A 25,257-nucleotide genomic window follows, 5' to 3' on the forward strand; every position below is an offset into this window, starting at 1 on the left:
TTAATCACTGACGCCACTTTACATGAACGTGATAACTAGAAGCATTAGCGATGTAAGCAATACGGCTAATTTTTTAGCCTTAACCTAAAACTCGGCTAAAATCGTTAAATAATCCTAAAGCCATCAGTATAAGTAGTGCTATTGCACCAAACTTAAAACCGACCTCTTGCACTTTCTCTGGTACTTCTTTACCAGTGAAAAGCTCTATAAGATAATAGAGTAAGTGTCCGCCATCAAGTACTGGAAGTGGTAAAAGGTTAATTATTCCTAAATTAATACTAATTAACGCTAAAAAGCTTAAAAAGTAAACAAAACCATGCCCTGCACTATTACCTGCGCCTTGTGCTATACCAATAGGGCCGCTTAAATTTTTGACTGAAACATCGCCAGTAATCAACTTTCCAATCATAGAGAAAGTTAAACTGGTTAAATTCCAGGTACGCTGAGCACTTTCTTTTATTGCCTCAATAGGACCATAACTTAATTCAATTAATAACTCGCTTGGCCAAGCATCTACTTTAGGCGCAACACCAATATAACCAACAGTTATACCTGCTCTTTCAATACTATCTGGCGTCACGGGTAAGGTGATTATGCTGTTATTGCGGTTAATGGTAATCAAGACCTCTTGCCCCGGAAAGTGCTTTATTTCATTCGCAAATGTTAACCAGTCGTTTGTTTTAGTGCTTCCTAGCGCAATAAGTTTATCACCTACTAATAACCCTGCTAATGCTGCTGGGCTGTTATCGGCAATCACAGCTAGCTCGTTATGTACCTTAGGGCGATAAGGGCTAATACCTAAACTGGTTAATGGCGATTCTTTATCTGGTGAGAATTGCCATTTCTGGGTATCTAAAGTAAAGGTAGAGATATATTGGCTATCGGCTTGCTTGGTTTTAATTTCAAAACTTTTATTGCCTATTTGGGCTATTAACGCAAGGTTTACCTCTTGCCAATCTCGGGTGTTATAACCGGCAACACTGACAATTTCACTCTCTTGGCTTAGCTTAGCTTGTGCGGCTATTGAGCCTGGTTCAATAGCACCTATTAAGGGCTTAACGCTCGGTACCCCAATTAAAAACATAATATATAGGGCAAATAAGGCAAATATAAAGTTAGCAACGGGTCCTGCTGCCACTATGGCTATACGTTGATAAACCGATTTCCCGTTAAAAGTTTTATCTTTATCTTCAGGTTTAACCTCATCAACACGCTCGTCGAGCATTTTGACATAACCACCTAACGGTATCATGGCTAAAACATATTCTGTGCCATCTTTGGCTGTTTTTTGCCATATGGCCCGACCAAAGCCAACAGAAAAACGCTCAACTTTAACACCGTTTTTTCTAGCAACCCAAAAATGCCCGTACTCGTGTACCGTTACTAAAATACCTAACGCAAGCACAAAAGACCCGAGGTTCCATAAAAAGTCCATCATGCTACTTACTATCCTGTGGAGTTAGTGCAGTGCGAGGCAAAAAATTATGCAGTAATGATTGAGCAAATAAACGCGCTTTTTTATCTAGAACAATAACATCGTTAATATTCTCTACCTCTTGTGAGACAAATTTTTTCACAGAAGTTTCATTTATTTTAAATATATCGGTAAATTTTATTTTTTCGTCGAGAAAGGCGGCAACCGCTATTTCATTAGCTGCATTAAGCGCAGTACAAGCAGCTTGCCCTTGCTTACACGCTTCTATAGCGAGCTTAAGATTAGGGTATCTAGCAAAGTCAACAGCTTGAAATTCAAACGATGGTGTATTGAAAAAATCTAACGGAGCAACCCCCGACTCAATACGCTCAGGAAAACTTAAGGCATGGGCGATAGGGGTACGCATATCAGGGTTACCCATTTGAGCAATAACAGAGCCATCTTTATATTGTACCATTGAGTGTATAGTGCTTTGTGGGTGTAAGACCACTTGAATATCATCAGCCTGCACATTGAAAAGCCATTTAGCTTCGATAAACTCAAGCCCCTTATTCATCATAGTGGCAGAGTCTACCGAGATTTTTCGGCCCATATCCCAATTAGGGTGTAAACAAGCTTCTGAGGGAGTTACCGACGCTAGCGTTTCAATTGCTCTGGTTCTAAAAGGACCGCCAGAGCCAGTTAATAATATTTTATTAATACCATTAGCAATCAATTGGCATTCACCAATGTCATCTTGTTGGTGCCATGGTAAACATTGAAAAATAGCATTGTGTTCACTATCAATAGGCAAAAGCGTAGCACCTGATGCTTTTACTGCTGCCATAAAAATAGCACCCGATGTTACCAAAGCTTCTTTATTTGCTAGTAATACGCGTTTACCTGCATTAACTGCTGCAAGGGTGGGTAACAAACCTGACGCGCCAACGATAGAAGCCATGACAGTATCAGATGCCGTACTTTTGGCTATATCAATTAACGCTTGCTCACCTGACAAAACAGTAATATGACTAACACCAGCGCTAATCTCAACACTCGCGAGTTTTGCTGACAATAAGTCCGCATGCTTTTGAGAAACGACAACCACTTGTTGGGGTTTAAATTCAATACATTGTGCAAAAATTTCATCAACACTGGTATGTGCGGCTAAACTAACCACGTTAAACCGAGTAGGATGAAGCCTTACCACATCGAGCGTACTGCAGCCGATAGAGCCGGTTGATCCTAAAATACATAATTGGCGTTTAGACACGTGTTTACCTCAATTTATTTATCAAAAATGCTTAATTATTAAAAACTATCAAGCAAGTAGCAGGTAACAAAGTGCAAACACAGGTGCAGTTGCCGTTAAGCTATCGATTCTATCTAAAATGCCGCCGTGGCCTGGTAATATAGTGCCACTGTCTTTAACGCCAGCTTGGCGTTTAAACATACTCTCCGTTAGATCACCTAACACAGATACTGAGGTAATTAACAAAGTCACTAACAAAGCCAGTATATATTCATTTGTAGACCACTGTAATGAGGTGCCCACAACTACCGTTAATATAGCCGCGCAAGCAACGCCCCCTAAAAAACCTTCAATAGTTTTTCCAGGGCTTACATTGGGCATTAACTTATTTTTACCAAAAGACTTACCAACAAAGTAGGCGCCTACATCAGCGCTCCACACCAGCATAAATAAATACATTAACAGCTGCGCGCCTTGAAAATCATCTAACAAGTAGTTATTAGTGCGCAGCACCATAAAGGCGAGCCAAGTAGGTACTAGCGTTAACCAACCAAACAACGCGATAATGACTTTATTATTAGCCCAAAAACCACTAGATTTAGGGTATGAAAACATAAATAACGCCGCTAAAATCCACCATAAAACACTTAACCATAGTATCGATGTTATTTGATGTGTTACGCCGGTCATCACTAACCACGTTTCATCTACAGGAAATAAAAACCATAACAGTGCGGTTAAAGCACTGGTAGTAATAGCATAGCTAATTCGATGAAATGGTTTAACCAGGCCCATAAAACGAGCCCATTCCCATGCGCCAATAGCGACTATTGCCATTAAAAGCCCGGCAAAAAGGTTAATGGGTAAATAAAAAATAGCTGCAATTGCAGCTGGAGCTAATATTAAAGCCGTTATAATGCGTTGTTTTAACAAGGGCTACCCTTTTTAGTAATCGACTATACACTAGTCAGACAAGCGTATAATAATGCCACACGACTTGCTGCTAATAATGATGTTATTGTTATTTTTTAATAGTACGTTTTGGTTTGTTTTAGTTATTATTGGTTGTTTTAGTTAATGTCGCTTTTTGTTAACTTGTGCAGCTGTACTATGCTTTACTCTACTTGTTCATTTCTTGCTTGTTCGCCCGTTTTACCAAATCGACGTTCTCGTTGATCAAAACAGTTTATTGCTTTTTCAAACTGTATCTCATTAAAATCAGGCCATAGAGTATCAGTGAAATAGAGCTCCGCATAAGCGGCTTGCCATAAAAGAAAATTACTAATGCGACAGTCACCACCAGTACGAATAAGCAGGTCTAACGTAGGCAAGTTAGCTAAGCAGGTTTGCTCATTTAGTGTAGTTTCATTGATATCAGCAAGCGACATTATCCCTTGCTTAACATCACTAGCAAGCTTTTTAGCGGCTTGGGTTATATCCCAACGGCCACCATAATTTGCCGCAATTGAGAGTACTAAACCAGTATTTTTTGCGGTAAGCAGCTCTGATTTAGCAATATTTTTTTGTAATTTATCAGAAAAACGGCTTAAATCACCCACCACTTGAAAACGAATATTATGTTTATGCAAACGCTTTACTTCTTTAGTAAGTACATACATAAACAAGTCCATTAGCACGCTTACTTCCTTTGCTGGACGTTGCCAATTTTCACTACTAAAAGCAAACAGCGTTAACGCTTTTACTTTTGATTTTCGAGCACTAGCGACAACAGCACGTACTGATTCAACACCAGCTTTGTGCCCGGCTACTCGACCTTTTCCTTGTAACTGTGCCCAACGGCCATTACCATCCATAATGATAGCAATATGCTCTGGAATGTTTTTACTTTCACGCTGGGTAACTAAGGCTTCTAAATTATCCACTAGCAGTTTCCACTTAACAATTATGCATTAATTATCTACGCTATTGAGCGCTATTAATAAAAAACGCCAGTTGCCTAAAGAGCTGCAACCTGGCGTTCTTTATATAGCGAACTTATATTTCCATTAATTCAGCTTCTTTTTTCACTAACACTTCATCAACTTGCTTAACAAAATTATCAGTAATTTTTTGAATTGACTCTTCCGCTTGGTGATGTTCATCTTCACTAATATCTTTATCTTTTAATAAGCTTTTAAAATCAGAATTAGCATCACGACGAATATTACGAATAGCGACTTTACCACCTTCAGCTTCACCGCGAACCACTTTAACAAGGTCTTTACGACGTTCTTCTGTTAGTGGTGGTAATGGAATACGAATTAATGTGCCATTAGACTGTGGATTAAGACCTAAATCTGATTTTAAGATAGCTTTTTCAACGGCACTAATCATACCTTTATCAAACACTGTGATTGATAAGTTACGTGCATCGGGAACCGAGATATTACCCACTTGATTTAACGGTGTATCCATACCGTAATATTCAACGACTATATTATCGAGTAACGAGGCATGTGCACGCCCTGTTCTGATTTTATTTAAACTAATTCTTAAAGATTCAATACTTTTACCCATACGATCTTGAGCATCTTCAATTATTTCATTTATCACGTTAATTTTCCTAGATATTAATAAGTTAAGTAAAGTTAGGCTTATATGTTCCCTAACTTAATCACCTTAGTTTTGACTTAAGTCTCAACACGTTTTGCATGTGAAATCACGGTACCTTCACTGTTACCCATGATGACAGATTTTAACGCACCAGGCTTGTTCATATTAAACACAAGAATAGGGATATTATGATCCCGTGCTAGCGTAAACGCAGCCAAGTCCATTACTTTTAATTCTTTATCAAGCACCGCATCATAGCTTAGTTCGCTATAAAGTTCAGCCTCTGGATTTTTTGCTGGGTCTTCAGAATAAACGCCGTCAACTTTTGTTGCTTTTAACACAGCGTCGGCTTCAATTTCAATACCACGTAAACACGCAGCCGAGTCAGTAGTAAAAAATGGATTACCTGTGCCAGCAGAAAATATAACGACACGTCCTGATTTTAACAAACTAATAGCGTTTGCCCAATTATAACGCTCACACACACCTGCTAAATCAATAGCAGACATTAAACGGGTATTTACAAAGGCGCGGTGTAATGCATCTCGCATAGCTAAGCCATTCATGACAGTAGCAAGCATACCCATTTGGTCACCTACTACACGGTTCATGCCGGCTTCAGCTAAACCAGCACCACGAAACAAATTACCACCACCGATAACTAGACCCACTTGGATACCCATTTCTACCAATTCTTTTATTTCTTGGGCCATACGATCAAGCACTTTAGGGTCAATTCCAAAACCCTCGTCTCCCATTAGTGCTTCGCCACTAAGTTTTAATAAAATGCGTCGATAAGCAGGTTTTGGATTAGTTGTCATAGGGAAAGTTCCTGTCGCGGTTAAAGTAATAAAATGTAAGCAAAATAGTCCTAACAAAAAGACCTCGACTATTTTAATACTTTTAGCCGATACACGATAGTATAAACTGTAAAATCTGCCTTTAATTATTTATTAATGATGCATTATTTAGCTAGATATTAAAAATTGGCATAAAAAAACGCCTAACTTGCTAATACAAGGTAGACGTTTTTATAATAAATTCTCATTAGCTTATCATGACTAGCTATAACGCTAGCAGAGTAACTATGAAGAATAGTAATTCACACTAATTAAGCTTTAGCAGCCGCAATTTGTGCTTCTACTTCAGCGGCAAAGTCTTCTTCTTTCTTCTCGATACCTTCACCCACTTCTAAACGTATGAAGTTAGTAACAGTGATCGATTTTTCTTTCAAAATTTCACCAACAGTTTTCTTAGGCTCCATGATGAAAGCTTGACCAGTTAAAGAAACTTCACCAGTAAACTTCTTCATGCGGCCTGTAACCATTTTTTCAGCGATTTCTTGAGGCTTGCCTTCGTTCATCGCCATTTCAATTTGAATGCGTTTTTCATTAGCAACAACATCAGCTGGAACGTCATCAGGTGTTAAGAATTCTGGTTTACTTGCCGCAACATGCATAGCAATATGCTTAAGAGATTCTACATCGCCTTCACCAGCAACAACAACACCAATAGTAGCGCCATGGCTATACGATGCTAAGGTAGTACCATTAATGTATTCTACACGACGAATATTGATGTTTTCACCAATTTTTGTCACAAGCGTAATACGCTTTTCTTCAAATTGTGCTTGTAGTTCAGCAATGCTTACCGGTAAAGCAATAGCAGCATCAGCAACTTCGTTAGCAAAAGCTAAGAAGTTAGCATCTTTTGCAACGAAGTCTGTTTGACAGTTAACTTCAACTAGCGCAGCAACGCCTTCAGCTGTTTTAATTAAAATAGCGCCTTCAGCAGCGATGTTACCTGATTTTTTAGCCGCTTTAGCTTGACCGTTCTTACGCATGTTTTCAATCGCAAGTTCCATGTCGCCATCAGCTTCGACTAAAGCGTTTTTACAATCCATCATGCCCGCAGCTGTGCGTTCACGTAGTTCTTTAACCATTGCAGCAGTAATTGCCATGGGTTTATTCCTCGGTTTGCAGTTATCCCCAACATTGACTTAATAAAATCAACCGTGGGCATAAGTATTAAATAAGTTGCCACAAAAGCGAACTCTTGTGGCAATAGAAAATAAACGTATTGTTAACTGAGATTATTCAGCTTCAACAAAACCGTCTTTTTCAGCTTGTACTACGATGTTTTGCTCACGACCACTGATCACTGAGTTAGCAACGGCGTCACAGTATAAAGTTACAGCACGGATTGCATCATCGTTACCTGGAATGATGTAATCAACACCATCAGGGTTTGAGTTAGTATCAACAACAGAGATTACTGGGATACCAAGATTGTTTGCTTCTTTAATAGCAATGTGCTCGTGATCAGCATCAACGATAAATAAAACATCAGGTAAACCACCCATGTTTTTGATTCCGCCTAAACTTTTATCAAGTTTTTCCATTTCACGAGTACGCATTAACGCTTCTTTCTTAGTTAACGCTTCGAAAGTGCCGTCGCTGCTTTGAGCTTCTAAATCTTTTAGACGTTTGATTGATTGACGTACTGTTTTCCAGTTAGTCAACATACCACCTAACCAGCGGTGGTTAACGTAGAATTGGTCAGATTTAATAGCTGCATCTTTGATTGCATCACTTGCAGCACGTTTAGTACCAACAAATAATACTTTACCTTTTTTCGATGAAACATTGTTTACAAAAGCAAGTGCTTCATTGAACATTGGAACTGTTTGTTCAAGGTTGATGATATGAACTTTATCGCGAGCACCGAAAATGAATTGCTTCATTTTAGGATTCCAGTAACGAGTTTTGTGACCGAAGTGAACACCAGCTTTAAGCATATCGCGCATTGAAACGTTTGACATTTTTTCTTTCCTTTATGGGGTTAAGCGTTCATACACCCAAATATACACGACTCTTCTGTTTTGACCTTGTCGTCAAAAACTGAGCACCCCGGTATACCTTTAATAAATGTATGTGAGTTTATAATAATGACTCATAAGCCAAAACTGAGTTTAGGTTTATAAACTGAAGTTTTGTGTGCAAATGGTCGATTTAAATTGTCACCAAACCAAGCCAAGCTTTTTTGTATTAAATAAAACGTTTTGTACCAATAATATTTGAGACAAAAATAGCTCACTAAAAATTTAGCGCCGCACTTTATACCATAATATAGCAACTTTAGCGAGTTAAAAATGATTTTACCTCAAAAGACAATTTAGGGATTTAGGCTCGTGAAACAACTTGGTATAATGGCGCTAGACAAGTTAAAATTAACTGACATTTAAACAAGCTAGACTCGTTTTTTTTAATGCTAGCGCTGGTTTTATGTGTCAGTCGGTTATAACAAAACAACTAATTTTTTGTAGGGTAAATAAATGGCAGCAGAATTATTTTTTATTTATGACAGTCACTGTCCTTGGAGTTATGCAGCAACTCCGTTAATCAATGCAGTACACCAATCGTTACCCGAAGTAGCCCTTAACTTATGGCACTGTGCTTATTTTTCAGATGCTGACAATAACAATGGCATTACTAAACAACAAATAGCACAAGTAAAAGAACTATCTACAGTCAACTTCTCACCTGATTACATGACTATGTTATCAGCAGGAAAAGACTCAACCCTATGCGCTAACTTAATGACGTGGGCTGCAGAAAAAACACCTCAACAAGCATTAGCCTTATTAAATGCTTTACAAGCGGAGCATTTTTCAAAAGGTAAAGCGCTAAGTGAACAAACTGATTTAGAGACTATTGTTGATGACTTTAAATTATCTGTTCCTGCAAAAGTTTTTAACAAAAGTAAATTAACTAATGATGCCATGGCTCAAGTGCATGAAATTTATGCACTACAGGACATTATAGGGACACAAGCAATACCGGCATTGTTATTAGCAATAGATGATGATCTTATTTTACTTAACCATAATCTCTACTTACAGGAGCCCAATACTATTATTGAGGCAATACAAGTAGAGCTTGATAAGTACGTTTAAGTGGTTTAACAGCTCTTAAAGTGTAATGGATAAAAGAATTACTTAAGAATATCAACATACACATACTAACTCGATATATTAGCGTAAACGCTCACAACATTCTGTGAACTGTAATGCAGCCTTGATACACAGCAGCGAATATATACTGCTGTGTATCAAGGGCGCTACCTAAATAACGTTACAGACATTAAATAGCAAGTGATAGAACAATATCACTAGCCAAACCTAAAGAGATATAACAAATGGCCATCACGATAAAAAGCCAAGATGAAATTGAAAAAATGCGCATTGCCGGTAAGTTAGCCGCACAAGTATTAGAAATGATAGCCCCTTATGTAAAGGCTGGCGTCACGACTGATGAACTCAATACGTTATGTGCTGAGTACACAGAGAAAGAGCAAAATGCTATTTCAGCGCCACTTAATTATCATCATTTCCCTAAATCTATATGTACGTCAGTTAACCATGTTGTGTGTCACGGTATCCCTGATGATACGATGCTCGTTGATGGTGATATTATTAATATAGATATTACTGTCATAAAAGATGGCTACCACGGTGATACCAGTAAAATGTTTATTATTGGAGAAGCTTCAGCTGAAGACAATAGATTATGTCGTATTACTCAAGAGTCACTTTATTTAGCCCTGAAAAAAGTAAAGCCCGGTGCTACCTTTGGTGAAATTGGCGCAACCATTCAAAAATTTATTAAAAAGTCTGGGCGTTATTCAATTGTTAAAGATTATTGTGGTCATGGTATCGGTAAAGAGTTCCATGAAGAACCACAAATTATGCATTATAAAAATAACGATAGCACTAAAATGGAAGTGGGTATGTGCTTTACCATTGAGCCTATGATTAATTTAGGTCGCGCAGGCACCAGTTTAGATAAAACCGATAACTGGACTGTTTATACCGCTGATGGTAAAAAGTCTGCGCAATGGGAACATACTATTGTAGTGACTAAAACGGGTTGTGAGATTTTAACCTTACGTGAAGAAGAAACTATTGCGCGTATTTTACATAACTAAATATGACAACACTAAATAGCGGCATTAAATGATAACGTTATTCAAGGCTATTTTTATTAGTTACCACTAAAAACAACAGCCATTTAGGTTAATTATTGTAGATAAAAAGGTAAGCTTTTGACTAATACTCTCGTCTTCGCACATATAGTTCCACCGCACTTTATTGATAAGTTGGCTATTAACGCTGACTTTTTGTCTACTAAAGATATAGCTCAATTAAGCCAGTCTTTTACCTTATGGTTAAAAGATGCTTTTATTGAACATGATATCAGTGATTTATTAACTGCCCGCGCTGTTTTTGTTGATGCTATATTAAACAAACTATGGAGTCAGCACCACCTTGATGAATATCAAATTAGCTTAATTGCAGTAGGTGGCTATGGTAGAAGTGAATTACATCCCCACTCTGACGTTGATATTTTATTATTAACACAAGAACACGTTGACCTAGCATTAGAAGAAAAAATATCAAACTTTATTACCCAGTTATGGGATATAAAGCTTGATATTGGTCACAGCGTTCGTTCTATTAAAGAATGCTTAAACCAAGCTATTAAAGAAGTTACGGTAGCAACCAACTTATTAGAAATGCGACAAGTCTCAGGTAATAAAACCCTTACCCAACAATTAATGCCGTTATTAAATGAAGAGGTTTTTTGGACGTCTGAAAAATTCTTTATTGCAAAATGTAAAGAACAAGACGCCAGACACCAACAATATCGCGGTGCTGCATATACGCTTGAACCTAACTTAAAAGCTAACCCCGGTGGCTTACGTGATATACAAACTATCGCTTGGGTCGCTAAACGGCACTTTTCCGCGGACTCTTTTGAAGAACTTGTTGAACATAATTACCTCTACCCCAATGAGTTTTTTGAACTACTAGAATCACAAGATTATTTATGGCGCATGCGCTTTGCCTTACACTTTGTTGCTGGACGCAATGAAAACCGACTTTTATTTGATTATCAAGCTGATGTTGCCAAAATGATGGGCTTTGGTGATGAAGGTAAAGCGCCCGTAGAGCGCATGATGAAACGCTTTTTTCGGATCATTGCACGAGTCGCTGAATTAAATACCATGCTATTACAGCATTTTGAGCAAGCTATCATAAAAAAACCAGAGCAAAGTAACGTCAGTATTATCAATCAGGATTTTGAACTGGTTGATAAATTGATTAATACGCGCAATGACAGAATTTTTATGCGTCCGGTAAAAATGATAGAAATGTTTTTAATCATTGCGCAAAAACCAGGTATCAAAGGTATACATTCTCACACCATGAGATTAATGCGCAATGCCCGCAGACGACTTATTTCAGGCTTAATTGATTATGCTGAATGCCGACGCATGTTTATGGCGATTCTTCGTCATCCACGTGGCTTGGGGCTAGCATTAACTTTAATGCACAGGCACGGTATTATTGGTTCCTACTTACCTTTATGGCGTAATATTGTTGGTCAAATGCAATTCGACCTTTTCCATGCCTACTCAGTAGATGAACACACTTATCGCGTGATTAAGAACTTACATCAGTTCAGTCAAAAAGAACATAATCATAAATTTCCGCTATGTAGTAATATTACCCAAAAGATTCGTAAACCAGAAGTACTCTATTTGGCCGGTTTTTTTCATGATATAGGCAAAGGACGTGGTGGTGATCATGCTAAGTTAGGTGCGGTTGATGCATTACACTTTTGTTTGTCACACCAAATGAGTAAACACGATAGTAACTTAGTCGCTTGGCTCGTAGAGTATCATTTACTTATGTCGGTTACTGCGCAGCGACGTGATATTAACGATGAAAACGTTATTCGTTCTTTTGGTGAAATTGTTAGAGATGAAACCCACTTAAATCATCTTTATTGTTTAACCGTTGCTGATATGCGTGGCACTAATGAAAGCTTATGGAATAATTGGAAAGCAAATTTACTAGAAGAGCTTTACTTTAATACCTTAAGTGCCTTTCGTCATGGTTTAGAAAAACCCGTAGAAACACGCTCTAAGATCCGTGAAAACCAACAACAAGCCTTAGCGCTATTAACCGAAAAAAAGGTCGATGAAAAAAGTATTAAAGCTTTATGGCGTGAATTTAGCGTAGACTATTTTTTACGTTATTCGCCAAAACAAATAGCGAGGCAATGTCAGCACATAATCAAGCACGGTCGAGAAAAGCCTCTGGTGTTAATTAGCCCTACGCCTTACAGAGGAGGCACAGAAGTCTTTATTTTTACCAAAGAAAAAAAAGACACCTTTGCCAGCATCGTTTCGTTTTTAGTGACTAAAAAACTCTCTATTCATGATGCAAAAATCATTTCGACTAAAACTGGCTACACAGTCAATACTTTTATCGTGCTCGACAGTCGCAATAAACCCTTAAGGGAGCGCTTCTACACGAAAGAAATTAGTCAAGGGCTCGTTGATAGGTTAGCGCAAGAAAATAGTTTTGAGTTACCTGAGCTAAGAGTATCAAAACACATGCAGAAGTTTAAAGTACCGCTGCGGGTGAACTTTATTCAAGGTCATACAAAAAATCGAACCATGATCGAAATAATCGCCTTAGACAGACCTGGCTTATTAGCCAATATTGGTCAGGTATTTCAAAAAGAAAGAATTAGTATCCATTCTGCTAAAATAACCACCTTTGGTGAAAAGGCTGATGATGTATTTACCGTGTCAACTATGGCTAACGAGGCATTAAACCCTCAAGAACAAAAAGCCCTAGCCAAACGGTTAAAAGAAGAGATTGATTAACCAGTGACAGGTAATTATACGATATAAATAAGCGACACAATTTAAATAACACCAACAACCTTTTAAACAGGAACGCCTAATGACAGATTTAACACATTTAGCCCGCATAATTGAGCAAGCTTTTGATGACAGAGCCAACATTACGCCAGCAACCGTTTCAAGTGAAATTAAAAATGCTGTACTTGATGCCTTAGCCGCACTCAATAATGGTAGTGCACGAGTAGCTCAAAAAACAGATAACAACTGGCAGGTAAATCAATGGCTTAAAAAAGCAGTATTGCTGTCTTTTCGTATTTGGGATAATCAAGTAATCGATGGTGCAGAAAGTACTTTTTTTGACAAGGTGCCAATGAAGTATCAAGGCTACACGCAGGCCATGTTTGAAGCCGATGGCGTTCGTGTTGTGCCAGGAGCAAGTGTACGCACGGGTAGTTTTATTGGTAAGAATGTGGTGGTTATGCCTAGTTTTATTAATATTGGCGCGTTTGTTGATGAAGGCTGTATGATTGACACTTGGGCAACCGTTGGCTCTTGTGCACAGATTGGTAAAAATGTGCACTTATCTGGTGGTGTAGGCATTGGCGGCGTGTTAGAGCCCTTACAAGCTGGACCTACGATTATTGAAGATAATTGTTTTATTGGCGCACGCTCTGAAATTGTTGAAGGGGTTGTGGTTGAAGCCGGAGCGGTAATTTCTATGGGTGTTTATATTGGTCAAAGCACACGTATTTTTGATAGAGAAACCGGTGAAGTACATTACGGACGTGTTCCTGCAGGATCAGTCGTTGTTCCAGGTAACTTACCGTCAGCTTGTGGTAAATACAGCTTATATGCGGCGATTATCGTTAAAAAAGTTGACGCTAAAACATTAGCTAAAGTAGGCATTAATGAACTGCTACGCTCTGTAACTGAAGAGTAGCGCTGTAGTCGTCTAAGCTTGGGTAAAAATAAAATCCACCATGGCGTTATATTACTTAATGCGCATAGTGGATTTTTTATTGCCTTTAATTTTTATCCTCTCAATATTAGAGCGGCTTATTAATTATCAAGTTATAGCTAGCTAATTATTTAGTGTTATAATCCTTAGCGTATAGCCTTTAACAGGCTTCTAAACTCACTTTACACCGCAATTTTTTACTAAAGGCATAGAACATGACTCAAGATGAAATGAAAAAAGCAGCCGCCAACAAGGCATTAGAATTTATTGAAGAAAACACCATAGTAGGCGTTGGTTCAGGCTCAACCGTTAATTTTTTCATTGATGCACTTGCCTCATTAAAAGATAGTATAACAGGAGCTGTTTCAAGCTCAGAAGAGTCAACCAAGCGTTTAAAAGCACACGGTATTGAGGTCTTTGATTTAAATAGTGTTGCTGTATTGGATATTTATGTTGACGGTGCTGATGAAATTACTCAAGACATGGCTATGATCAAAGGGGGTGGCGCGGCATTAACCCGTGAAAAAATTGTTGCCGCGGTAGCCAAAAAGTTTATTTGTATCGCTGATAACTCAAAAAAAGTAAGTGTACTAGGGAAATTCCCGTTACCTATTGAAGTTATTCCTATGGCGCGTAGTTATGTCGCGCGCGAATTAGTGAAATTAGGCGGCGACCCTGTTTATCGTCAAGGCGTAATCACAGATAACGGTAATGTTATTCTTGATATATACAACCTTGACATTATCGATCCAAAAGCACTAGAAACTCAAATTAACGCTATTGTCGGTGTAGTCACTAATGGCCTGTTTGCACTTCGTGGCGCTGATATACTTTTGTTAAGTAGTGCTAAAGGTGTAGAGGTTATTCAATAACCCATAACAAATCTAAATAAAAAATCGTTTATTAAGAATATTTATACAAAGCACTTAAAAAACGCTTTAGAGTTTATACACTATATGATATGTTAATCTCGCCTAATTTAGATATCTAGCCATCTAAAAATAAAATAAACACTAGGGCCTGTTGAACTTTCGCGGTTAAATTTTGTTCGAGAAAAAGCGTTTTAATCGCGTCGAGTCGTGTGTAGCCTAGTTATGCTAAGCAAATGCTACTCAACAATGAGTAAAATGCTTTTAGCCGGATACTTCGGACAGGGTTTGTTCGGTATTTTTTACAGCGTTATCGCCTTTTTATGTGGAAAACCACTGGAAAAGACTCTGCCTTGTATAAAGACCTAACAAGTCGCTGCAAAAAAATCTCGAAAGTTCAACAGCCCCTAATATATTTACCCGTTTAACGTTGAATAAGTGAAGCCAATTTATGACCATAGTCAACAAGAATTCATTAGCAAAAGACAAGATTAAAATTTTATTACTTGAGGGATTACACCCAAGCTCTCTTGAAGAATTAAAGTTAAAAGGCTATTCCAATATTGAATCGCTTAAAACATCACTTTCTGAAAGTGAATTAATTAAAAAAATTGCCGATGTTCATTTTATTGGTATTCGTTCACGTACTCAATTAACTGATAAAGTACTAAGTCATGCAAAGAAACTCGTTGCTATTGGCTGTTTCTGTATTGGTACTAACCAAGTAGATTTAAAAGCAGCACAAACACGCGGTATTCCTGTTTTTAATGCTCCTTTTTCTAATACCCGTTCAGTAGCGGAATTAGTACTGGGTGAAATATTACTATTATTACGTGGTATTCCTGAAAAAAGTGCAAAAGCTCATCGTGGTCAATGGCTTAAATCAGCAGTAGGCTCAGTAGAAGCTCGCGGGAAAGTGTTAGGTATTATAGGTTACGGTCATATTGGTATGCAATTAGGTATTTTGGCAGAAACCTTAGGCATGCAAGTACGCTTTTATGATATAGAAACCAAACTACCGCTAGGTAATGCAAGCCAATCGCCGTCATTAAAAGCATTACTTGGTGAGTCTGACGTAGTTAGTTTACATGTGCCGGAAACAGCACAAACCCATAACATGATTGCAAAAACGCAACTTGCTGCAATGAAGGATGGCGCTATTTTAATTAATGCCTCGCGTGGTACTGTTGTTGATATTGATGCATTAGCAGCAGCGTTAGACAGTAAAAAAATAGCAGGGGCCGCCATTGATGTATTCCCTATTGAGCCAAAAAGTAATGATGAAGAGTTTGTGTCACCGTTGCGTGGTTTTGACAATGTTATTTTAACACCACATATTGGTGGTAGCACAAAAGAAGCGCAAGCAAACATTGGTTTAGAAGTTGCAACAAAGCTGGCAAAATACTCTGATAATGGTTCAAGTTTATCAGCGGTTAACTTCCCTGAGGTATCTTTACCTGAATACGCCAACTTAGGTCATGGTAATACCAGTCGTTTATTGCATATTCACCATAACCAACCAGGCGTATTAACAAAAATTAACCAAGCATTTGCTGAGCACAATATTAATATTGCCGCACAATACTTACAAACCGATGATAAAATTGGCTACGTGGTTATTGATATTGACTCTGAAGATAGTAAGTTAGCATTAAAAGAGTTGAAGCAAATTAACGGCACGATACGCGCTAGAATATTGCATTAACCTTAGCTTCTTTAAGTTTACATTGTTTACATAAAAGCCCGGTTTATCTATTGATAAACCGGGCTTTTATTTAGCGTGGATAAACAAGAACGATCAACTAACTTCCTGATATTTCACTATACAGCTAAACTATTACCGACACTCTCACCTGTAAATATCATTAAGAAAACGATGGTAGTTTTCAATGGCATTAACATTACCTTTATTACGCTGACAAACACTTTTTTGGTATTGAAAGTTAAAGACATCAAACCATAAATCAAGTATATGAGCATTATTCGCTTCACCATGCATATCTAATACTCTAGCGGCAACCTCAGCCGTTGAGAATTGATGTTCAAGCGTGGTTTTCCTAACTGTGTAGCGAGAGTCCTGTCCTACTGGTGACAATTGACTATCATTGTCGATTTTACAATGGCCAGTGACGGCTTGCATAGCCGTTTTTGCATCAAATGAAACCATTGGAAAACCCTCAAGATATGGGCTCTTACGAAACATTTTTTTTGCTTCACGCCAACTACCATCAAGCATAATAAATAACGGTCTTTTACCTTTTGGACAAGTAACCTTGTTAGAAAACACCTGACGCTCGTCATCAGCATATTCTTGTGGAAAAACGACCAGTGGAAACCATTTTTCATCATTAATGACCGCGAGTAGCTCTGAATTTACTTCGGTTCTAGACCATAAAAATGCAAAGGTATCTGGGATAACATCAGCAATAAGCTTACCGGTGTTACTTGGCTTTAATACTTCGGTGTCATACATTAATAGTAAAAATCCAGCGGTGGTCTGAATTTTTTCATTCATTGGTGATATATCACAAATACAAAATTGCGTCGCTAGTTGGCAATACGGACAACGGATCACCCGTTGTCCTCTTGATTTATAAACGGTTGTACTGATACTTTTACGGTATTTGTGTAGTTGATGAACAGCGTGCATATTTCACTAAATATAAAATAGAAAAGACCAGCTAATTATATACCCGTTAACAAACAAAGTGCAGCAAACATGTCCTTTGATAGCTAACGGGTATCGGTTAAAAGCTGCTATTGACAGACTTATGATCAAGTTATTTTGTCACCGTAAAAACATTAATTGTTGAAAGAGGTTTGATATTGCTTTTAAGTTGCTCTTCTAAACCATCAAGCTGAGTAATACTTTCACATAACGCCTGCGAATCTTTTGCTATTATCGATGTTCTCATGTTCATTTCATCTTCAATGCGTTGAGCAAATTTTTCCATACGTGTTTCAAAGCTTTCACCGCTGCCTTCAGCGGCCATCATTTGTTGTCCCATAGACATTAAAATACTGCCCATGGAGTTTACCACTGCTTTTTGAACAACAGATTCAATACGTTGTTCAAAATCTTTCCCCAACAAACTCTCGCTTTCTAACCCTTCTACGCCGATAGAAATCCCCTTTTCAATCGATAAGTTAGCGGCTACTTGCTGGCGAATTAACGTTAACTCTTTAGTTAAATCTGCTGCAACACTATTGCCCTCACCTAGTAAGTCATTAAACGCAACATTTACCCCATCAACGGCTAAATCAATACCTTCAATAGCAACAGTTTTTACTTGGGGTACTAAATGGCGAATTTTTGCATCATATTCTTTTACCAGCGCTTGTTGACTATGAGAAAGTATAAATACTTGCTCTGCAATATAGAGCTTTTTCCCTTCAACAATTTTATACAAACTACGCTTATTGTCGCTACTTTCACCGTCGGCGATAAACTCAATTGCAGTGGTGTTAATAGTAAAACCTGCAGATAGATTAACGTTACACGATTGGTAAGCGTAAGCAGACGATGATACGGCTAGTGCGCTAGCCATTAATGTCGCGTGAAGATAAGTCATGGTACATTCCTTGCCAATTGGGTTCAGTTCAATTCAATTCAATTCAATACAATACAATTTAATACAGGTAAGTGACGAGTATTACTAAGCGCTATTATAGTCTATTCGTTATTATTACTTGTAAAGGAAAACAGGCATAGTGCCCACTTTATTTTTATTTAAATATCAGTTAGCTGTCATGTAAATTAATATAAAATAGCACGTTAAACCTGAATTTTTTAATTAAATTGACGAGTTATTAGCGTTAACGTTATAGGATAAAAAAGTTAGCCATGTTGCATCTCAATTAACCGAGATTGACAGCGTTCAAATTCAAAGGCAAGTTGTTGACCTTGATAAAGCTCAAATATATCGACTTGCGCACTCACAATTAACTTAACTTGTTGGTCATAAAATTCATCAACTAAAGCAATAAATCTTCTCGCTTCATCATCAAGTTGCTGTAACTCTCCTAGTAAAACACCGCTGCGTTGGTAACTATCTTCCACTCCCGAGAAAACAGCAGGTACTAAGGCGCCAGAGAATTTAGGAACATTAGCAATAAATACGCTGGTAAATTTTTGCGCTAACACCATATAATCACGTTGACTACGTGGACCTGAACATAGGGCAAAAAAATCAAAAAAAATAGTCTTATCACTTTTAGCTAAATAACTAAGCTTGCGATGGTTAATCTCTATTTCACCAGCCGTTAGTTGCCTAGTGTTAGTTAATTGCAGAAAACGCTCTGTTAATTTTTCATTACCCTGATGTGCTACTAGAAAGTAATTATTATACTCACTAACGCCTGTAGCGTTATTAGCAAGATTATTACGGCGATGATCTATGTCACCATCAATAGAGATAATCTGACAATATTGATTAATTAAAGTAATGGTAGGTAAAAAACGTTCGCGCTGTAAGCCATTACGATACAACTGCTCTGGCTTACAGTTTGATGTAGCGACCAGTGTTACACCTTGGCTAAATAGCGCTGAGAACAAACCTGAAAGTAACATAGCATCACCAATGTCATTAACAAAAAACTCATCAAAACAAAGTAAATCAATATCTTGCGCCCAGTTTTTAGCAATAGTATTGAGCGGCTCTGATTGTCCCGTTAATTGCGCCAACTGCAGGTGAATGCTTTCCATAAAATGATGAAAATGAATACGCTTTTTATTATTGATGGCAACATGCTGATAGAAAAGATCCATCAACATCGTTTTGCCACGGCCAACTCTGCCGTGAAAATATAACCCTGTAATATTGGCTTTAGCCTTTTTAGCTTTACAAGCTGTTTGATGTTGTTGAGCCACTAATTGCTCGGACAACTGTACTAAAGCGGTAACTGCTTGAGTTTGCGCGACATCAACGTTGAGCTGCTTATTCGCCAGTAGCGCTTGGTAAGCTTGTTCCATAGTGTTTTATTTTTTTATTCTTTACTAGATCACTCAATCATAGGTAATGTGATCATTGAGTGATCTAGTACTTAGTTACTTTTGGTTAGCATTAATTAGTTAGATGACGCGCATTAAACGTACGACCTTTCATTTTACCTTTAGCGAGTTTTTTTAACGCTAAATTTAACGCGGATTTAGTCACCGCAACATAGGCTTTATTATCAAGTACAGATATTTTTCCAACTTGTGACCCTTGGATACCATTATCTCCGGTTAGTGCACCTAATATGTCTCCCGGACGTACTTTTTGCTTTTTACCACCATCAATTTGAATGGTTGCCATTTTTGCTTGTGGGCGCTGATGCGCAAGTACTGACAATGAAGGTAACGGCTCAGGTGCAATAACTGCTTCCAAATAATCTTCAAGTAAACCAACCTTGTAACTTTCTTTGTCACTGTACAATGAATACGCTAAGCCTGTGCTGCCTGCTCGTCCTGTGCGACCAATTCGATGAACATGTACTTCACTATCGCGGGCAATATGAAAATTAATCACCAAGTCTAAGCTGTCTATGTCTAAACCACGTGCAGCCACATCGGTAGCAACAAGAATGGAGGCACTTTTATTCGCAAAGCGTAGTAAAGTTTGATCTCTGTCTCGCTGCTCTAAATCACCATGCAAGGCTAAGACACTAAAACCGTCAAAATGTAAGCTATCGGCAACTTGTTTAACGTCTTTTTTGGTATTACAAAAGATAACAGTCGACTCAACTTGCGTGTCTAACAATAATAAGCGCAGTGCATCAAGACGCTCTTCATCATTACCAATTTTGAAAAACGTCTGGCTGATGGTTGATTTGTTTTCACTTGACGCAACTTTAACCATGATTGGATCTGTCATGATACTTTCACTAATCGACTTGATCTGCTCTGGGAAGGTAGCACTAAAAAGTAAGGTTTGACGATCAAGTGGCGTACGTCTTACGATGTTATCAAGTGCTGCTTGAAAGCCCATTTCTAACATACGATCGGCTTCATCAAGTACCAGTAAATCTACATTTTCTAAAGATAAAGTTCCTTTAATAACATGTTCTTCAAGACGACCCGGTGTACCAACAATAATATGTGCGCCATGCTCTAACGAACCAATTTGAGGACCAAAAGGTGTGCCACCGCACAGCGTTAATATTTTAATATTGTGAATACCACGAGCAAGCTTACGTAACTCTTTAGCTACTTGATCAGCGAGTTCGCGTGTTGGACAAATAACCAAAGATTGAATGCGAAAGCGTTTGACTTCAAGTTTGTTCAGTAATGCTAAACCAAAAGCCGCGGTTTTACCTGAGCCAGTTTGTCCTTCACCAATAACATCTTTACCTTTAAGCATTTCAGGTAATGTTTTCGCTTGAATGGGTGTCATTTGCTCATAGCCAAGCGACGATAAGTTGCTAACTAAATCCTGTTTTAAGCCTAATGATGTGAAAGCTAACGGTGATGTAGTTGTCGTAGTACTCAAAATAAACGCCTCTGGGTTAAAGCGGCTCAGTAAAGCTAAGCCAAATAATTATCAAAAAATAAAAAGTGGTCGAAAGTTAATAAAACTATCAATACAAAGACAAGAGTGCTTTCATGAGATAGCTAATGCGCGCATAATAACAGTAATTTTTGTACAACCCCAGCAGATTCAAAGCGATGAACACAGATTCAAAACAGTTATTAATAGCGCAATGGCAAACTTTGCATAATAGCCATGAAAATTATGAACATTATGCGTTAATAATCAAGCTTGTAACAATTGTAATGACAGTATTGGCGCTAGCCTTTTCAATAAATACACTGACACTATTATTAATATTAGCCACGCTTTGGATGCAAGAAGGTATTTGGAAGACCTATCAGCAAAGAGCAGTAAGTGCGATAATAGCCATTGAAGATAAGTTAGCGCCAACTCAACTTGAGCAACTTGAACAAAAAAATGAGTTAACTAAGGCCCATTTGGTTTATACACAGTGGCAAGCTAACCGCCCTAATTCAACAGCGCTCATTGCTGAGTATATACAAAATGCCTTAAAACCAACCGTATTATATCCATATTTTCCTTTGATGCTTGTCGTCGTTATTTTTTAATCGCAAGCAACAAGTCGTAAAATATCAGATAATTTTAGTTTTATGTAGAGACAAAACAATGAACAGAAAAAAGAAAATGAATAATATTTTGAAGAAGAAAATTAAAAAATCTAATTTAAAGCTTCAAACAAGTAATAAGCCTAAGTATATATCTAAAGCACAAAGAGCTAAGCTTGCTGAAGAAGAAAATAGTCAAGAGCAAGAATAGTTCCTAGCCAATCAGAGGCTTATGTGCCTGTACTAAGCCAATAAAAAAGGGCACTCAATGAGTGCCCTTTTCTGTGTAAACATAGCGTTATGTCAGATCTGTTTGTCCTTTTAGCTTTTCTCGCATACGTTGGATCAACAAATAGAAGTAAGGCACCAGTAAGGTACCAAATAGCGTTGCTGCTATCATACCAGCCAGTACAGTGACACCCAAAGATACACGACTACCAGCACCAGCGCCCGTTGCAAAAACCAGTGGTAATACACCTAATATAAATGAGAAGGCTGTCATCAACACCGCTCTAAAACGCATTCTTGCCGCATTAAGTGCAGCATTTAGTATAGTTTCTCCTGCTGCCCTTTGCTCCATCGCAAATTCAACAATCAAAATAGCTGTTTTAGTCGAAAGACCAATAAGCAATACTAAGCCAACCTGTGCATAAATGTTATTCGACATCCCTAACGTGTACAGCGCTAACATAGCACCAAATAAAGCTAATGGTACCGCCGCTATCACCGAGAATGGAATAGTCCAACTTTCATATTGTGCAACTAAGAATAAATAAACAAAAACAATCGCTAAACCAAATAAGATAGGCGCTAAGTTACCCGCTTCTAACTCTTGTTTAGACTGACCTGACCATTCATAGGTATAACCTTGAGGCAATGCACTAGCGAGTTCTTCCATTATTGCAATAGATTGACCTGAAGAATAGCCTGGAGACGCATTACCAGTAATACTTGCGCTACGATACAAATTGAAATGACTAAGAGTCGTTGCACCTAAAATAGGTTTAACCGTTGCTAATGTTGTTAACGGTACCATTTCATCATCTTTATTTCGAACAAAGTAATAACGCAGATCCGAGGGATCTTTACGGTATTGACTTTCTGCTTGAATAGTCACTCGATAAGTACGACCAAATTGGCTAAAGTCGTTAATGTATAAAGAGCCTAACTGTGCTTGTAAGGTAGAGAAAATATCAGTTAATGCCACACCTTGAGCTTTAGCTTTATTACGATCAACTTCTAAAAAATATTGCGGTACATTAGCACGGTAAGTACTAAAAACACGCGATAACTCTGGTCGTTGGTTAGCCTCATAAATAAGACCATTCATCACTTGTGCTAACTCACCAGGATCGCGCCCTTCACTATCTTGTAATTTAAAATCAAAACCTGAACTATTACCTAAACCAGGAATAGGTGGTGGATTAAATACCATAATTTGCGCATCTGGCATCGCCCATAATTGCCCCATTAAGCGAGGGATCACTTGATTTAAGCCTAACTCAGGTGTGATACGTTCTTCCCAATCTTTAAGTAGAATAATCGCAAGACCATTATTTGATCCAGCACCACCTAAAAGTGAATAGCCTGAGACCGTAATAATATCAACAACAGCATCATCATTTAAAATGGTAGGCGTTATTTTATCTAAAACGGCTTTGGTACGATTACTTGATGCAGCATCTGGTAACTGTACATCGACAAAAAGATAACCTTGGTCTTCAGCAGGTAAAAATGCCGTTGGCACCGATGTTGTTAACCAACCTGCCGCGATAAAAAGTAAACCAACAAAGAGCCCAACACGCATTACACGCTTCAATAAAAAGCCAACCATATTAGTATAACCACCGGTCGCTTTAGTAATAAGGCGCTCAAACGGTAATAACCAGGTAACTGGTTTCATTTTTTCAGCACTTAACAGCACGGAACATAATGCTGGGCTTAATGTTAAGGCATTAACTGAAGAAATAAGTACCGCAAAAGAAATAGTAACTGAGAATTGTTTATATAATTCACCCGTGATGCCCGGCATAAAAGCAACAGGTACAAAAACCGCCAGTAATACTAAGGTAGTCGCGATGATAGGACCTGAGACTTGCTCCATTGCTTTAGTTACCGCTTCTTTAATGGGTAACTTATCTTCTTTTAAGATACGCTCAACGTTTTCAATCACAATAATGGCGTCATCAACAACAATACCAATAGCAAGTACTAAACCAAAGAGGGTAATAGTGTTAATTGAATAGCCCATTAAAATCATAAAAGCAAAAGTACCAATCAGTGAGACGGGAATTGCTAAAGTGGGGATAATGGTTGCACGCCAATTTTGTAAAAATAAGAAAACCACTAAAATAACTAAAGCAATGGCTTGTAATAAGGTAACCACCACCTCTTCAATAGAGCGGTCAATAAATTTGGTGGTGTCGTAAGGAATGACATACTCTAGACCATCAGGAAAACGTTGCGATAGTTTGTCCATTTCAGCTTTTACTAACGAAGCAACCTCTGTTGCGTTAGCATCAGGAAGCTGATAAATAACAAGAAAGGCTGTTTCTTTACCATTTAATCGTGCTTGAGTAGCGTAATCTTCAGCGCCTAGTTCTAAACGGGCAATATCACTTAAATGAATAAAATTACCGTTACGTTGCGCTCTAATAATTGTTTGACCAAATTCTTCCGGTGTTTTTAAACGACCTTTAGCCTGAATAGAGTATTCAAATTGTTGATTAGGCAAGGTAGGACTAGCACCTAACTTACCCGCAGCAACAATCATGTTTTGCTCTTGTAAAGCTTGCTGTACTTCAGTAACCGTAATACCTAGTGAAGCCATACGTTCTGGATTTAACCAAGCACGCATGCTGTAGGTCATTTCCCCCATCACTTCTGCAGAAGCAACCCCTTTAATACGCCCTAGCGGTTCAGTTAGGTAATTCGTCGCATAGTTACTTAAAAAGAGTTGGTCGATACCTTGTTGTTCAGAAAACAAGTTAATGCCTAAGAGCATAGCACTTGATCTTTTCTTAACATTTACCCCTTGTCTTGTTACCTCTGATGGTAATGAACTCGTTGCTAACGCGACTCTATTTTGTACGTTAACCTGGGCAATATCACCATCGGTACCTACTTTAAAATATACCGTGATAACAGCACTACCATTGTTAGACGCTGAAGATTCAATGTACATCATATCTTCCACACCATTAATTTGCTCTTCGATGGGGCGAATAACAGACTCTTCTACAACTTGGGCACTCGCTCCTGGATAAACTGCAGAAATTTGTACCTGAGGCGGCGTAATTTCAGGGTACATATTTATCGGTAAGAGGCTCATGGCTATTAAGCCAGCAAGCGTGATAACAATTGAGATAACAAAGGCAAATTTAGGCCGATTGATAAAAGTTTTACTGATCATAA

General features: G+C 38.1%; 21 protein-coding genes. 8 read left to right on the plus strand and 13 right to left on the minus strand.

Going from position 1 to position 25,257, the window contains the following annotated elements:
* Positions 1–79: 79 nt before the first annotated feature.
* From rseP to rpsB, 8 genes are all read right to left on the minus strand, one after another.
* The gene (gene rseP / locus FCS21_RS10420; protein WP_138623105.1) at positions 80–1,438 is read right to left on the minus strand and encodes a sigma E protease regulator RseP; all 1,359 of its coding nucleotides are present in this window, start codon (positions 1,436–1,438) and stop codon (positions 80–82) included.
* Position 1,439: 1 nt separating this feature from the next.
* A complete protein-coding gene (ispC, locus tag FCS21_RS10425) occupies positions 1,440–2,687 on the minus strand; it encodes a 1-deoxy-D-xylulose-5-phosphate reductoisomerase (protein ID WP_138623107.1) in 1,248 nt (415 codons plus the stop codon).
* A 48-nt stretch (positions 2,688–2,735) separates the two neighbouring features.
* Positions 2,736–3,599 (minus strand): phosphatidate cytidylyltransferase, encoded by an 864-nt coding sequence (locus FCS21_RS10430; RefSeq protein WP_138623109.1) that lies wholly within the window; start codon positions 3,597–3,599, stop codon positions 2,736–2,738.
* Positions 3,600–3,781: 182 nt separating this feature from the next.
* Positions 3,782–4,549 (minus strand): polyprenyl diphosphate synthase, encoded by a 768-nt coding sequence (gene uppS, locus FCS21_RS10435; protein WP_138623111.1) that lies wholly within the window; start codon positions 4,547–4,549, stop codon positions 3,782–3,784.
* A 112-nt stretch (positions 4,550–4,661) separates the two neighbouring features.
* The gene (frr, locus tag FCS21_RS10440) at positions 4,662–5,219 is read right to left on the minus strand and encodes a ribosome recycling factor (protein ID WP_138623113.1); all 558 of its coding nucleotides are present in this window, start codon (positions 5,217–5,219) and stop codon (positions 4,662–4,664) included.
* A gap of 77 nt (positions 5,220–5,296) precedes the next feature.
* Positions 5,297–6,040, minus strand: coding sequence for a UMP kinase (gene pyrH, locus FCS21_RS10445; protein WP_138623114.1), 744 nt, complete (start codon positions 6,038–6,040; stop codon positions 5,297–5,299).
* Between the two features lie 290 nt (positions 6,041–6,330).
* On the minus strand, positions 6,331–7,179 hold the full coding sequence (gene tsf / locus FCS21_RS10450; protein ID WP_138623116.1) for a translation elongation factor Ts: 849 nt from the start codon (positions 7,177–7,179) through the stop codon (positions 6,331–6,333).
* Between the two features lie 132 nt (positions 7,180–7,311).
* Positions 7,312–8,040 (minus strand): 30S ribosomal protein S2, encoded by a 729-nt coding sequence (gene rpsB, locus FCS21_RS10455; protein WP_138623118.1) that lies wholly within the window; start codon positions 8,038–8,040, stop codon positions 7,312–7,314.
* Between the two features lie 513 nt (positions 8,041–8,553).
* Here rpsB and FCS21_RS10460 point away from each other — a divergent pair.
* From FCS21_RS10460 to serA, 6 genes are all read left to right on the plus strand, one after another.
* Entirely contained in the window at positions 8,554–9,174 is a 621-nt protein-coding gene (locus FCS21_RS10460; protein ID WP_138623120.1) for a DsbA family protein, read from the plus strand.
* A gap of 242 nt (positions 9,175–9,416) precedes the next feature.
* Positions 9,417–10,205, plus strand: coding sequence for a type I methionyl aminopeptidase (gene map / locus FCS21_RS10465; RefSeq protein ID WP_138623122.1), 789 nt, complete (start codon positions 9,417–9,419; stop codon positions 10,203–10,205).
* 117 nt (positions 10,206–10,322) lie between these two features.
* Positions 10,323–12,959, plus strand: coding sequence for a [protein-PII] uridylyltransferase (glnD, locus tag FCS21_RS10470; RefSeq protein WP_138623124.1), 2,637 nt, complete (start codon positions 10,323–10,325; stop codon positions 12,957–12,959).
* 79 nt (positions 12,960–13,038) lie between these two features.
* Positions 13,039–13,878, plus strand: coding sequence for a 2,3,4,5-tetrahydropyridine-2,6-dicarboxylate N-succinyltransferase (gene dapD, locus FCS21_RS10475; protein WP_138623126.1), 840 nt, complete (start codon positions 13,039–13,041; stop codon positions 13,876–13,878).
* A 233-nt stretch (positions 13,879–14,111) separates the two neighbouring features.
* A complete protein-coding gene (rpiA, locus tag FCS21_RS10480; RefSeq protein ID WP_138623129.1) occupies positions 14,112–14,768 on the plus strand; it encodes a ribose-5-phosphate isomerase RpiA in 657 nt (218 codons plus the stop codon).
* Between the two features lie 448 nt (positions 14,769–15,216).
* Positions 15,217–16,470 carry a phosphoglycerate dehydrogenase gene (gene serA, locus FCS21_RS10485; protein WP_138623131.1) on the plus strand — a complete coding sequence of 418 codons (1,254 nt, stop codon included), beginning with the start codon at positions 15,217–15,219 and terminating at the stop codon, positions 16,468–16,470.
* 144 nt (positions 16,471–16,614) lie between these two features.
* Here serA and FCS21_RS10490 read toward each other — a convergent pair whose 3' ends face one another.
* The 4 genes from FCS21_RS10490 to dbpA form a co-directional block, all read right to left on the minus strand.
* Entirely contained in the window at positions 16,615–17,415 is an 801-nt protein-coding gene (locus tag FCS21_RS10490; RefSeq protein ID WP_138623133.1) for a tRNA-uridine aminocarboxypropyltransferase, read from the minus strand.
* 130 nt (positions 17,416–17,545) lie between these two features.
* Positions 17,546–18,337, minus strand: a complete 792-nt coding sequence (locus tag FCS21_RS10495) for a DUF2884 family protein (protein WP_138623135.1) — start codon at positions 18,335–18,337, stop codon at positions 17,546–17,548.
* A gap of 266 nt (positions 18,338–18,603) precedes the next feature.
* Positions 18,604–19,737 (minus strand): cell division protein ZapE, encoded by a 1,134-nt coding sequence (gene zapE / locus FCS21_RS10500; protein ID WP_138623137.1) that lies wholly within the window; start codon positions 19,735–19,737, stop codon positions 18,604–18,606.
* 91 nt (positions 19,738–19,828) lie between these two features.
* Entirely contained in the window at positions 19,829–21,235 is a 1,407-nt protein-coding gene (gene dbpA, locus FCS21_RS10505; RefSeq protein WP_138623139.1) for an ATP-dependent RNA helicase DbpA, read from the minus strand.
* A gap of 176 nt (positions 21,236–21,411) precedes the next feature.
* Between dbpA and FCS21_RS10510 the strand changes: the two genes are divergently transcribed.
* Both FCS21_RS10510 and FCS21_RS10515 read left to right on the plus strand, forming a co-directional pair.
* The gene (locus FCS21_RS10510) at positions 21,412–21,846 is read left to right on the plus strand and encodes a hypothetical protein (RefSeq protein ID WP_138623141.1); all 435 of its coding nucleotides are present in this window, start codon (positions 21,412–21,414) and stop codon (positions 21,844–21,846) included.
* A 58-nt stretch (positions 21,847–21,904) separates the two neighbouring features.
* Positions 21,905–22,054 (plus strand): DUF2986 domain-containing protein, encoded by a 150-nt coding sequence (locus FCS21_RS10515; RefSeq protein ID WP_118056094.1) that lies wholly within the window; start codon positions 21,905–21,907, stop codon positions 22,052–22,054.
* An 87-nt stretch (positions 22,055–22,141) separates the two neighbouring features.
* On the opposite strand, the gene FCS21_RS10520 is transcribed toward FCS21_RS10515, so the two are convergent.
* Positions 22,142–25,255, minus strand: coding sequence for an efflux RND transporter permease subunit (locus FCS21_RS10520; RefSeq protein WP_138623143.1), 3,114 nt, complete (start codon positions 25,253–25,255; stop codon positions 22,142–22,144).
* Positions 25,256–25,257: the final 2 nt, after the last annotated feature.

The organism is Colwellia ponticola (assembly GCF_005885605.1).
Classification (GTDB): domain Bacteria; phylum Pseudomonadota; class Gammaproteobacteria; order Enterobacterales; family Alteromonadaceae; genus Colwellia; species Colwellia ponticola.